16 protein-coding genes are annotated in these 11,047 nt (G+C 58.3%); 6 read left to right on the top strand and 10 right to left on the bottom strand.

Translation table 11 applies throughout. The annotated features are described in order from the left end of the window. Window positions 1-386 precede the first annotated feature (386 nt). On the top strand, window positions 387-899 hold the full coding sequence (locus D779_RS10925; protein WP_052348044.1) for a disulfide bond formation protein B: 513 nt from the start codon (window positions 387-389) through the stop codon (window positions 897-899). A 57-nt stretch (window positions 900-956) separates the two neighbouring features. Continuing rightward, a complete protein-coding gene (locus tag D779_RS10920; RefSeq protein WP_043753677.1) occupies window positions 957-1,607 on the top strand; it encodes a thiol:disulfide interchange protein DsbA/DsbL in 651 nt (216 codons plus the stop codon). 216 nt (window positions 1,608-1,823) lie between these two features. Here D779_RS10920 and D779_RS10915 read toward each other — a convergent pair whose 3' ends face one another. The 10 genes from D779_RS10915 to D779_RS10880 all read right to left on the bottom strand — a co-directional run bounded on the left by D779_RS10915 (window position 1,824) and on the right by D779_RS10880 (window position 6,635). Beyond that, a complete protein-coding gene (locus D779_RS10915) occupies window positions 1,824-3,257 on the bottom strand; it encodes a BCD family MFS transporter (RefSeq protein ID WP_043753674.1) in 1,434 nt (477 codons plus the stop codon). Between the two features lie 470 nt (window positions 3,258-3,727). Beyond that, window positions 3,728-3,886, bottom strand: coding sequence for a light-harvesting antenna LH1, alpha subunit (gene pufA / locus D779_RS21660; RefSeq protein ID WP_081763460.1), 159 nt, complete (start codon window positions 3,884-3,886; stop codon window positions 3,728-3,730). A gap of 40 nt (window positions 3,887-3,926) precedes the next feature. Next, complete coding sequence (gene pufB, locus D779_RS10910) at window positions 3,927-4,067, bottom strand: light-harvesting antenna LH1, beta subunit (protein WP_043753668.1); 141 nt, start codon at window positions 4,065-4,067, stop codon at window positions 3,927-3,929. Between the two features lie 96 nt (window positions 4,068-4,163). Beyond that, window positions 4,164-4,361, bottom strand: coding sequence for a light-harvesting antenna LH1, alpha subunit (gene pufA, locus D779_RS10905; RefSeq protein WP_043753665.1), 198 nt, complete (start codon window positions 4,359-4,361; stop codon window positions 4,164-4,166). 18 nt (window positions 4,362-4,379) lie between these two features. Further along, on the bottom strand, window positions 4,380-4,523 hold the full coding sequence (gene pufB / locus D779_RS10900) for a light-harvesting antenna LH1, beta subunit (protein WP_043753671.1): 144 nt from the start codon (window positions 4,521-4,523) through the stop codon (window positions 4,380-4,382). A gap of 590 nt (window positions 4,524-5,113) precedes the next feature. Then, window positions 5,114-5,269 carry a light-harvesting antenna LH1, alpha subunit gene (gene pufA, locus D779_RS21655; RefSeq protein WP_081763459.1) on the bottom strand — a complete coding sequence of 52 codons (156 nt, stop codon included), beginning with the start codon at window positions 5,267-5,269 and terminating at the stop codon, window positions 5,114-5,116. A 39-nt stretch (window positions 5,270-5,308) separates the two neighbouring features. Continuing rightward, window positions 5,309-5,449 (bottom strand): light-harvesting antenna LH1, beta subunit, encoded by a 141-nt coding sequence (gene pufB / locus D779_RS10895; protein WP_043753668.1) that lies wholly within the window; start codon window positions 5,447-5,449, stop codon window positions 5,309-5,311. 94 nt (window positions 5,450-5,543) lie between these two features. Next, window positions 5,544-5,741 carry a light-harvesting antenna LH1, alpha subunit gene (gene pufA, locus D779_RS10890; protein ID WP_043753665.1) on the bottom strand — a complete coding sequence of 66 codons (198 nt, stop codon included), beginning with the start codon at window positions 5,739-5,741 and terminating at the stop codon, window positions 5,544-5,546. 18 nt (window positions 5,742-5,759) lie between these two features. Beyond that, the gene (gene pufB, locus D779_RS10885) at window positions 5,760-5,903 is read right to left on the bottom strand and encodes a light-harvesting antenna LH1, beta subunit (RefSeq protein ID WP_043753710.1); all 144 of its coding nucleotides are present in this window, start codon (window positions 5,901-5,903) and stop codon (window positions 5,760-5,762) included. Window positions 5,904-6,206: 303 nt separating this feature from the next. Beyond that, complete coding sequence (locus tag D779_RS10880; protein WP_232424157.1) at window positions 6,207-6,635, bottom strand: hypothetical protein; 429 nt, start codon at window positions 6,633-6,635, stop codon at window positions 6,207-6,209. Window positions 6,636-7,002: 367 nt separating this feature from the next. On the opposite strand from D779_RS10880, the gene dmeF reads away from it, so the two are divergent. The 4 genes from dmeF to D779_RS10860 all read left to right on the top strand — a co-directional run bounded on the left by dmeF (window position 7,003) and on the right by D779_RS10860 (window position 11,018). Beyond that, window positions 7,003-7,944 carry a CDF family Co(II)/Ni(II) efflux transporter DmeF gene (gene dmeF, locus D779_RS10875; RefSeq protein ID WP_043753662.1) on the top strand — a complete coding sequence of 314 codons (942 nt, stop codon included), beginning with the start codon at window positions 7,003-7,005 and terminating at the stop codon, window positions 7,942-7,944. Between the two features lie 248 nt (window positions 7,945-8,192). Then, on the top strand, window positions 8,193-9,665 hold the full coding sequence (locus D779_RS10870; protein WP_043753660.1) for an ATP-binding protein: 1,473 nt from the start codon (window positions 8,193-8,195) through the stop codon (window positions 9,663-9,665). A gap of 42 nt (window positions 9,666-9,707) precedes the next feature. Next, the gene (locus D779_RS10865) at window positions 9,708-10,412 is read left to right on the top strand and encodes a response regulator (protein WP_043753657.1); all 705 of its coding nucleotides are present in this window, start codon (window positions 9,708-9,710) and stop codon (window positions 10,410-10,412) included. Between the two features lie 273 nt (window positions 10,413-10,685). Then, window positions 10,686-11,018, top strand: a complete 333-nt coding sequence (locus D779_RS10860; protein ID WP_232424156.1) for a c-type cytochrome domain-containing protein — start codon at window positions 10,686-10,688, stop codon at window positions 11,016-11,018. The last annotated feature ends 29 nt before the right edge of the window (window positions 11,019-11,047 follow it).

Genomic DNA, 11,047 nt, shown 5'->3' with positions numbered 1-11,047 from the left:
AACAGCGCCTTGGCACCGCTCCTCCGTCCCGTCCACCACGCCAATCCCTCAGCAGAGCCGCGCATTCTAGCGACTTTAACAAGACTGTCAACCTTCCCCCGCAATTTTTTGCATTCGACAACATAACGCCTTGTATCAACGGCTCAAGCGGATTCGCGACGATCGGGCGCAAGCGGGCAATCTAGATCCGGGCCGCGCATTTTAGGCAGCAACGGATATTTTCAGTCGAGCCGCTGTCGGTTTGCCAAGCCCAGCGGAAAGAACAACACCGGACGGCACCACCGCGGAAGACCCTAGCCTTCCGGTATGATCTGCACGGAGCATCGCCAACCAATATCTAACCGGCGAGCCTAGACGAATGTTTGACTTGGATTTGGAGTAACCCAATGTCTTGGACTAAGCCCCACCAGGCCTGGTCGATCCTGGCGGCCTGCACCATCGCAGTGGCAATCCTCACACTCTATCTGACCGATTGGTTCGCACTCGATCCATGTTACCTCTGCGTCTTTCAGCGACTGCTGCTGCTCATCATGGGTGTAGCCGCCTTGGCATCAGCCTTATCAGCCGGAACTCGGGCGCTCAAACACGCCCCCCAGGCAGTGTTCATGATCACGACCTGCTTGGGGCTGACTGTCGCAACCTATCAAAGCTGGCTTCAAGCTCAGCCCATGGGAAGCGTATCCTGCACCGCCGGTAGCCCAGGCCCGATCGAGCAACTCGTCGAATGGCTAGGTTCACGCTGGCCAGATATGTTTCTGGCAACCGGCTTTTGCGAAGAGACCGGCCTGACCATTCTTGGCCTGTCGCTCGCCAACTGGGCACTCATCTGCTTCACCCTCTGCGCCGGCCTGGGCGGATGGCTCTGGTGGCAATCCCGACTCGGTAGCACCCATCGTTAGCATGCCTTCAATCAAAACGCACCACTTTTTCAAGAACCCACCCAAGGAGAACGCTCAGTGACACTGAACCGCCGTCAGTTCAACCACCTACTAATCGCCAGTTTGGGCTATTGCGCGCTACCCGCGGCAGCCGCCGAGCTTGTGGAGGGCGAGGACTGGCGCGCAATCAACCCGCCATATCCAAGCGATATACCAGGAAAAATCGAGGTTCTCGAGTTCTTTTCGTATGGTTGTCCGCACTGCAGCCACCTCAACCCGCTCCTCACACCCTGGGCCGAAGAGCTTCCCGAAGACGTCGCCTTCAGGCAAGTCCCCGTATCCTTTGGAAGAGCTGCTTGGAAAAACCTTTCCCAACTTTTTTTTGCGCTGAAGGATCTCGGCCGCCTCGACGATCTCCATCAAGCCGTCTTCGATGCCATGCAAAAACAACGCATCAAGCTCTACAGAGAAGACACCATGATCGCTTGGCTGAAGGAACAAGATGTCGACACGGATGAATTCATGGATGTTTTCAACTCGTTCGACGTTCAAACACAGGTCGGACGCAGCGACTATCTCGTCGATCGATTCAAAATCGACGCCGTTCCCACACTGACCGTCGGCGGAAAATACGCCGTACTGGGAAGAAACGCGAAAAGCCTGAAGGAACTCTTAACGATCGCAGACGGGCTTATCGCCAAGACGCGCGCGAACAATACATCAGCCTGACCCAACTCCTCACGCCTGGACCGCCTCTATCGACGTCCAGGACAAATCTGCCACCGGATAGCCCAGCTCCAAAGCCGGATACCGGCGGAAACGCCAGAAAAAACAAGTCCAGGGGCCAGACTGACCAAAGGGTTCCAAAAACGCAAAAAGCCCGCGTTCCAATCCATGGGAACGCGGGCTTTCTGGCCAGGCCGCCCCTGGCATCCGAGCCGGAGATCAGGGAAGTTGGTCTAGCCCGATTTTCGATGCAGAGCGTTCGGCCGACTTTTCCCGCTTCAACAGCAGGGGAAAGAGGATGACCAGCGTAAGCATGAGCAACAGAATTTCCAGCGCGTAGACGGACGTATAGCCAATCACCGGCCCCGCCCAATCAGGACCAAACATCCCTCCCTCGGCCATATCGGACACGATGTCGCGCATGGCTCCTCCGAACGCAACCGCAACGCCATTCGCCGTCGCCTGCACAGCCCCCCAAGCCCCTAGCGCAAGACCACTGTGCCCGCCCTCGGAAAGATCCATGGCCGCAGTCAACGTTCCCACCGAAACGAATCCCGCCCCGAGTCCGATGAAGGCGGTTCCGAAGCGGAATATACTCGCGGAGCCCGTGCTGGCCGCGAAGATCACCGCAGAAAAGGCGACGAGGCCGATCAAAGCACCGAAGCCCGTGATGCGATAAGCATTTCCGCCGCGACCAAGCAGATAGCCGGACACCCCAAATGCCAATAAGGTCCCGGCGGACAGAAGAGCCGTGAGCGCCGTGGTCTGAGACACGCTCATGCCCAGCACTTGCCCCCCGTAAGGCTCGAGAAGGATATCCTGCATCGTGAAGGCAGCCGTACCCAAACCGACCACGACCAGCAGCCGGCTCGCACGCCCGCCACTCGTAAAGGCCCGCCACGACTCCATGAAGGGAGGTCGTTTCTCGGGAGCAGCCGCGCGCTTGGGATCGATCGCCTCCTGCTTCCACAAGGCCACGACGTTGAGGACAATCGTCGCAACGGCAGCGCCCTGGATCAGCTGGATCAGCAACTGCTGGGAAAAGTTCGTCAGCAACTGACCGAACAGCAAGGCGCTCAACAACATCCCCACCAACAGAGTGACGTAGAGCAAAGCAACCACGCGGGGCCGCTTGTCCTGAGGCGCCAAATCGGTTGCCAGGGCAAGCCCTGCGGTTTGCGTGGTATGCAAACCGGCACCAACCATCAAAAACGCCAGCGCAGCGCCAATCTTACCCAGCAAGTTCAGCGCGTTCTCGGTATCGGAAAGCAGCAGCAGGGCAAACGGCATGATCGCGAAACCGCCGAACTGCAGCATGCTGCCGAACCATATATATGGAATCCGTCGCAATCCGAAGGCCGAGCGATGGTAATCGGATCGATGACCGATCAGGGCCCTAAAGGGCGCAAACACCAGCGGCAGGGCAACCATGGTTGCGACCAGCCAGGTCGGCACGCCAAGTTCGACCACCATGACGCGGTTGAGGGTTCCTGTCAGCAGAACCATTGCGATCGCTACCGAGACCTGGAACAGCGACAGGCGCAACAAACGCCGTAGCGGCAAGTCCGCCGAAGCCACGTCAGAGAACGGCATCAGGCGCATCAACAGCTCACGCCAAGCGGCGATCACGCGCGGATCAACAGGTTGGCTCATGCCGAGATCATCTCCCACTTGTGATATGAGAAGGGGAAAGGCACAGGCTTCAAAGGGCACCGCCCCATTCTCGCTTGCAGAACAGCCGTCAACGACAGCGTAAACCTAAATGCCGCCGAGCGAACGAAAGACGGCGATGGTACGCCCCCGCGAGGTTATTTGGAAGGCCGTCGAGGATTCCGCCGGCATGCACAGGAGAACGCGAGAATGCACCGCGAACTGGTATCGCCACTCCAGTCCATAGGCGAGACACATACTTATGAAGAAAACAGCAAGACGAAAAGGCGGGGGCACAACATACCGGAGCCGGAACCGATCACGTCAGTCCCGGCTCCCGATCCAAGCGGATGGGGCATCAAGCATATAGCAGAGATACCCCGTCCACCATCGCAAGGGGCGTGTATGGAGATCATACAAGGCCCGCTGCGGGCGTGGCCGACGACGCGGCCACAACCGATCCATACGGGGTCTTACTGCCAGCCGAGACCAACAGCGAAAACAACCCAGTGCACAGCAATGGCGAGAACCAGCAGTGCAAAGAAGATGGGCATCAACCAGGTAGCCGGGTTGACAACGAGCCAGATCTTCCAATCGTCTTCGGGGTTTTTCGGCTTTGCGACGTCGCTCATTGTATTACTCTCTTTGATGATAAAGTGAATTGGAACCAGCTTACCACCAAGGGTTAGCGGCAATCACGAACAGGTGAGCCAGCGCAGCCAGACCGACGAATGCGGTGTAGGTGACTTTGAACTGCTCGTGGAATTCCTTAGCCTGCTGCTCGGTGAGACCCGACAGAGATTGATCAGCCATTGCATTAACTCCCAAAGAGATATTTGACTACGCCACTGTCAAATAACAGATGACAAGGTATCTACCGCGGCAAAACAGCGCCGCGAAAGGGCAAACTTACTCGGCCGGAGCAGCCTCGACAGCTGCCGGCGCAGGCGCATGCCAGCCCTGACCGTCGAGCGAGAACGCAACGACGTGAACCAGAACTGCCAGAGCACCCAGTGCGATGAAGGTAGGAATCAGCCAGGTCGCAGGATTGACGACCAGCCAGATTTTGTAATCGTTTTCGAGCGGCTTGTAACCCATGAATTGCATTGTCATGCCCTCTCTAAATTACCACCAAGGATTCGCCGCGATGACGAACATATGAGCCAGAGCAGCCAGACCGACGAACGCGGTGTAGGTGATTTTGAACTGCTCGTGGAATTCTTTTGCCTGCTGCTCGGTCAGACCCGACAGACTCTTCGCATCAGCCATGGTTGGCCTCCATTTGAGAATAATACCGCTTCACACAGCCTGGGAGCACAGTAGAAGCGCGCCGACCTCAAAACTTCAGGACCCCGCTGGATCCTGGGTGTCATCTTAGCTTGACAGGGTTACATGTCAAGCCTTTTGGACACAAACCCACACGAGGATCAATATTCCACGGAAGCGTCGATTTCAGAGCCTCCCTCAACAAGCCAAGGGCGGCACAGCACGAGTAGCGCCCAAGCGCCAAAGAGGCGAACGAGCGGAACAGCGTCTTCGACCGTGGAAACGGTTGCGATTCATGTCGGCAGGCAACGGCAGGAACCAGCAAGAATGCCGACTCAGGGACAGATCGAACGGCAGCAACCCGAACGAGAGGCCCTTAAAAAACCAGAATCATAGACAGCAAGGAACGGCGATCAGAGCAACTGATACCGTCAGCCTAAGCCAGATGAAGCGAGGAAAGCAGGAGGGACAACTGACCGACAACGGATGATGACTAAACGATTAGCTCACCCTATACACATTTCGGGCGCGCTTATCGCGCGCCCGGAGTTCGCGGCAACACGGGGCTACCGCTGAACTGCATTGACTCCAGCTTACCAGCCCAAGCCAACAGAGAACACGACCACGTGCACGGCAATGGCAATACCAAGAACCATGAACAGGTAAGGCATCAGCCAAGTAGCAGGATTGACAACCAGCCAGATCTTCCAATCGTCTTCGGGATTTTTCGGCTTTGCGACGTCGCTCATTGTATTGACCTCTAAAATTAAGAGTGAACTAGAACCAGCTTACCACCAAGGGTTAGCGGCGATCACGAACAGATGAGCCAGAGCAGCCAGACCGACGAATGCGGTGTAGGTAACTTTGAACTGCTCGTGGAATTCCTTAGCTTGCTGCTCGGTGAGACCCGACAGAGATTGATCAGCCATTGCATTAACTCCCAAAGGGATGTTGACTACGCCACTGTCAAATAACAGATGACAAGGTTTCTACCGCGGCAAAAAACGCCACGAGAGGACAAACTTACTCGGCCGGAGCAGCCTCGACAGCTGCCGGCGCAGGCGCATGCCAGCCCTGACCGTCGAGCGAGAACGCAACGACGTGGACCAGAACTGCCAGAGCACCCAGTGCGATGAAGGTAGGAATCAGCCAGGTCGCAGGATTGACGACCAGCCAGATTTTATAATCGTTTTCGAGCGGCTTGTAACCCATGAATTGCATTGCTATGCCCTCTCTAAATTACCACCAAGGATTCGCCGCGATGACGAACATATGAGCCAGAGCAGCCAGACCGACGAACGCGGTATAGGTAACCTTGAACTGCTCGTGGAATTCTTTTGCCTGCTGCTCGGTCAGACCCGACAGACTCTTCATATCAGCCATGATTGGCCTCCGATATAAGAAATTGATGCTGTCACTCAACACGCTGGAGGTCATCCGGTAGAAAGCCGCCAGCTGCATGCCATGCCCACCTGAATGGGACTTGAAAAACTGTAGGACCCATCTGAGATCCTGGGTGTCATCTTAGCTTGACATGACCAGATGTCAAGCAGGTTTTACATATCAGATGGACCAACATCGGAGACCGAGCTGCACCCTTCACATTCAATGCATTAGGTCTTTCTGGCGATAAGGGCCAGAAACGGAGCGCACTCTATGCGCACACGCAGGATAAGGCCCGGGGCATCAGGCCAGCAGGTGCTTGAGATAGGTCAACCCAACAGCCATCAGGGCGATCACAGCGGTTGCGATAAACGCCACTTTACCCATGTAGAAGAAGGTGGATATGACCGGTCGCAGGTTCGGCATCTCGACAGGAGCAGAATCCTCGCCGCCCTCAGTCGCCGGTTCCTCCACCGGGGCTGCCGCATTGCCCGACGATCTTGGCTCTGCGGCAACGATCTGCAAAGGCGAGTCGCTTGCGACCCTGAAAAACTGGAGCTTGGGGCTGACCCCCTCCTCCTTTTCCATCACGACGAACTCGCTATCAGCGCCAAGCTGCTCCAAGACCGCGAATTCGTTTGCGAAAGCCTCGATGGAATCGCCATCCCCCTGGTGCTCCCAAGCCGAGGATTTCTCGGGCCAAGTCTTCTTCGCCGCATACTTCACGAGCATTTCCTCTCGAAATTCGAAATCGAATGAATCGCCCGACCCCATCCTCCAGGTAAGCCTCAGGCTCTCGGATGCGGACCAAGCTGACGAAACAGGCAACGCCAGCTCATGAGAAGGCCAACGAGTTGCTCCCCCGGCCGTCTAGATATGGAGTTCGCCCACTACAATCAGGGGATTGTATTTCTCGACCGAGGCATTGTCACCGTTACAAGGACGAAACATGTCTCCACCTTGCGCCACGAGCACCGCCCAAACAGCAAGATCTTGCAGCGTTGCCCTTCGAGAATAAGATCGATTATCCTTCACGCCTCAAGCGCCCCATCGCGTAACCCACTGACAGAAAAACCTTATCGACTCTAGAGAACACGAGATGCACGCCGAGCACCTTCATCTTTGGCAGCACAACCACGCATTCGGGCAAGAGCGCCGACGCCCCGGAGAACAGCGCACCCTCATCGTCATCGCCATCACTCTCGTGATGATGCTGATCGAGATCAGCACCGGCATCCTGTTCGGTTCCATGGCCCTGCTTGCCGATGGCCTCCACATGGCCTCCCATGCCGCCGCCCTAGGTATCGCCGCCTTCGCCTATGTCTATGCCCGCCAACACGCCAGGGACGCCGAATTCAGTTTCGGCACAGGGAAAATCAACGCATTGGCCGGATTCACCGGGGCCATTCTACTCGCCCTCTTCGCCTTGATCATGGCCTGGGAGAGCTTGGCGCGCATGCTTCAGCCGGTCACGATCGCGTTCGACCAAGCCATCGCAGTCGCCATCATCGGACTGATCGTGAACGGCGCCTCCGTGCTGATTCTGGATGCCGGCCACGACCATCATCACGACCAAGACGCGACGAGCCACTCACATCACCATGACCACAATCTCCGCTCGGCCTACCTGCATGTCTTGGCCGACGCGCTGACCTCCCTGCTCGCGATCTTCGCGCTCCTGACCGGGAAATATTTCGGATGGGTTCTGCTCGACCCGATCATCGGCGTCCTCGGCGCTCTGCTGGTCGCGCGCTGGTCCTGGGGGCTGATGAAAACGACGAGCGCGGTCCTGGTCGACCGTCAAGGTCCGGAAAGCATTCGCTCGAAGATCCGCGCCTCGATCGAGCAAGACACGCAAGACCGCGTTACCGACCTCCATCTCTGGTCCATCGGGCCAAACCTCTACGCCGCGGCCATCTCCATCATTTCACACAAGCCCAGACAGCCGGCGGAGATCAAACGCATGCTGCCGACGGACACAGGACTGGCGCATGTCACCATCGAGGTCAACCCCTGCTGCACACAAGGGACAGGAACCTGAACGCCTCCGCTGCGTAGCAGGGCCTAAATCACGTTCGGCCCAAGCGCGGGCGGCGGAAGCGGTGCAAGATCGCGGCGAGTCGCCGCCCCCCCCCCCACGCAGCACATGACCCGAATGACGCGCGATGCAGCAAACCATGCCTGCAGACTGCCACATCAAGGAGTGCGGATTCACGGATATGCGTGAGCTGGTAATCGAGCGGTGCGGAATCCATTCTTCTTGCAACCTCCCGATCCACCATCGGCGGCATGCGGCTCTCGATACATTCCAAACTCTTCCTCACGATCCTGCTGGCGTGCGTGATCCTGCTGATCGGCACGCACGCCTTCGTCCAATGGTCCTTCCGGCGCGGCCTGGTCGAAATGGCCGATGCGCGCGAACAGGAACGTATCGAGCACATCACCGACCACCTGATCGCCATCTATCGGCGCGACCATTCATGGGACTCGCTCGCCAACAGCCGCCGACACTGGCTCGACACCCTTCACCCCGACATTCCCCCCGAACCCGGATGCGGCCGACCGCTCAAAGGCAAGCGCTTCAGAGCCTCACCTCCCTGGAGGAAAGAGGCAACGAACGAGCCGGGCATGAGGCCTCCGTCGCAAGAGCCCAATCCGCGATCCTCAGGTAACCGCCCGACCCCGCTCGAGATGCGGCTCGCTCTCGCCGACCAGAGCGGCAACCTCATCCATGGCCGCGAGCCGCTCGCGCCTGACAGCCGCCACTACCCTTTACAACTGGATGGCGCCAAGATCGGCGAATTGATCCTGACGCCAGGCCCGCCCTTGCCCGAGGACGCCGAAATCCGCTTTCGCTCCACCCAAGGCGACCGCCTATGGATCATCGCGGTCGGCATGCTCCTCTTGTCCGCGGTCCTGGCCTACCCGCTGTCACGGCGGCTGGTCAGGCCCGTGCGTGATTTTCAGGACGCGACCCGCCAACTCGCCGCCGGCAATTACAGCGCCCGGGTACCTGTGCATGGGAGCGACGAAATCGCCAAGCTGGGGCGCGACATCAACGCGCTCGCCGGCGCGCTCGAACGAAACGAACAGACTCGCAGACGCTGGGTCGCCGACATCTCGCACGAATTACGAACCCCGATCGCCCTGCTGTTCGCCGAGCTGGAGGCGTTGCAGGACGGAATTCGCCCCTTGAACCGGGGTTCGCTCGACACCCTGCATGCTGACGCATTACGACTCGGGCGCCTGGTGGACGATCTCTACGAGCTTTCCACCACGGATATGGGGGCACTCGGATATCGCATGGAGCCAACCGAGGTCGGCGAAATACTGGGCGCAGACATCGATGCATTCCGACGTCGCTTCGAGGAGTCGGGACTGAGGCTGGAGTATCGCAGTTCGCTGGAAGATCCGACCTTCATCCACGCCGATGGACAACGTCTGTCGCAGCTCTTCCGCAACCTGCTGCGCAACAGCCTGCAATACACGGACGCTGGCGGCGGATTGACGGTCACGATCGCCCGGCAGCAGGATCGCATCCTGATCGACTTTCAGGACACCGCTCCCGCCGTCCAGCCAGCTGCCCTTCCCCGCCTGTTCGAGCGGCTCTATCGTGTCGACAGCTCGCGCAGCCGTCACACTGGAGGCGCAGGACTCGGACTGGCGATCGCCAAGAACGTCGTCGAGGCCCATGCGGGCGACATACATGCATCCGCCGCCCCGCGTGGAGGATTGTGGATCAGAATCCAATTGCCCATATAGACCCGACGACCTCCAGAGATCAACATGGAGCACGCATCCACGATGAGCGGCCGAACCCAACCCCTGATCCTGATCGTCGAAGACGAAGAGCGGCTTGCCGAACTGGTCGCGGATTATCTGAGAACGGGCGGATACCAAATCCACCACTTGAGCGATGGCGCCACCGTCACCGACTGGGTCAAGGAAAACAAGCCCGACCTCGTCCTCCTCGATCTGATGCTGCCGGGCAAGGATGGCCTCACCATCTGCCGCGATGTCCGGGAGCGCAGCGAGACCCCGATCATCATGACCACGGCGCGCGTCGAAGAGATCGACAGACTCCTGGGGCTCGAACTGGGCGCGGACGACTATGTCTGCAAGCCCTACAGCCCGCGCGAACTGGTGGCACGGGTCAAGGCCGTACTGAGACGCACCCAGGCACCTGAGAGAACGCCTCGCAACGAGATCCTCTCGCTACTGCCGGAAAGCCTTCGCGTTCGCACGCCGCATCGCGAGATCGAGCTGACCGCCGTCGAGTTCGCCCTGCTGGAAACACTCTATCGCGCACCAGGGCGCATCTTTTCTCGCAACAGTCTGATGGATCATATCTACCGGGACCACCGTGTCGTCTCGGACCGCACCATCGACAGCCACGTCAAGAAGCTCAGACGCAAGCTGGCCGAGCTCCTTCCCGATCGAGAAATCATTCACTCGGTCTACGGCGTGGGATATCGCTACGAGGATCTGGAAGGCGATCACGGCGTCTGATCGACACCACAGCTTTGCTCCTGCAAGACCGAAGAACAAATTCTGCGTCTTTTTCTACGGATATGCTGCCTCGATCATGGATTCGCCGCTCCATTGGTCGATAATGTGAGTGCCGTAAGCGGAGCGGTATCGAGAGACGATGCGGCTATCCCTGCAGAAACCGCTCTTGGTCCATGACTGCTGCAGGCAGCTCGCCGCACATCACCTAGTCGGAGCAGGAGAAACATGATGAAAAGAATAATGACTTCTACCGCGATCAGTCTGCCACTGGTCTTGTGCCTGAGCGCCTGCGGTCAGCAGTCAACCGTCAGCTTCGAAAAGGACGTTCACCCGATCATCAGCAAGCATTGCGTCGAATGTCACCTGAAAGGGGGGCAAGGGTTCGAGGCCAGCGGATTCTTGGTGGAATCCTATGATTCCGTCATGAAAGGCACCAAATTCGGCCCAGTGATCGTCGCCAGCGACCCCCTCTCCAGCAGCCTCTACCGGCTCGTCGCGGGCGAGGTCGACGAATCGATCCGGATGCCGCACGGCAAGGATCCCATCAGCGAAAAAGAGATTGCGACCATCGAGCGCTGGATCGAACAGGGGGCGAAGAACAACTGACCGAACGCCAGCACTTCGACCGCACTCAG

The organism is Imhoffiella purpurea (genome assembly GCF_000585215.1).
Lineage (GTDB): Bacteria > Pseudomonadota > Gammaproteobacteria > Chromatiales > Chromatiaceae > Imhoffiella > Imhoffiella purpurea.
The sequence above is the reverse complement of the archived record's forward strand: the minus strand, read 5'-3'. Positions and strand labels throughout refer to the sequence as shown.